Annotated in this window: 1 protein-coding gene; it reads left to right on the top strand. The window is 55.5% G+C overall.

Annotation, left to right across the window (positions count from 1 at the left end; genetic code table 11):
* The coding region (locus J7J50_RS20720) for a hypothetical protein (protein WP_215097545.1) at positions 1 to 212 on the top strand (212 nt) is incomplete at its 5' end.
* Between the last annotated feature and the right edge of the window lie 296 nt (positions 213 to 508).

Raw genomic sequence — 508 nt, 5'->3', positions numbered from 1 at the left:
CGCGAGACCAGGGACACCCGAAGGGCGGCGCACATGGACGTGCGCCGGGTGCCACCTTGGGCAGGATGCCCAATGTGGGACCTGCCTGCGAAAGCACCGCACTCGTGGCTTTTGATTCGAAACAGCTAAAGCCCTTTCTTTGGTTACTTTCTTTGTGGCTTTGGACAAAGAAAGTGACCCGCCGCTCTATGGCGGAAGCGTTTAGCGTTTGATCTTGCTCTTGCTTGAGGCCTCCGTTTTTGCTCGTCATTCCCGCGAACGCGGGAATCCAAAGACTTCAGCGTCATCCTTCCAGTTCGTCATTCCCGCGAACGCGGGAATCCAGTGTCTTTCATGCGAGAACGTTTGAAGTCTCTGGATTCCCGCGTTCGCGGGAATGACGGTAGGAGGCAGGGCGCGGGTCTGGTTGTTTCGTCGACCAGGGACTTTCAGGTTCCTTAGAAGCTTCAAGCAAGATCAAACGCTAAACGCTTCCGCCATAAAGCGGCGGGTCACTTTCTTTGTCCAA

The organism is Lysobacter sp. ISL-50 (assembly GCF_018612875.1).
Classification (GTDB): Bacteria; Pseudomonadota; Gammaproteobacteria; order Xanthomonadales; family Xanthomonadaceae; genus Lysobacter.
The sequence above is the reverse complement of the archived record's forward strand: the minus strand, read 5'-3'. Positions and strand labels throughout refer to the sequence as shown.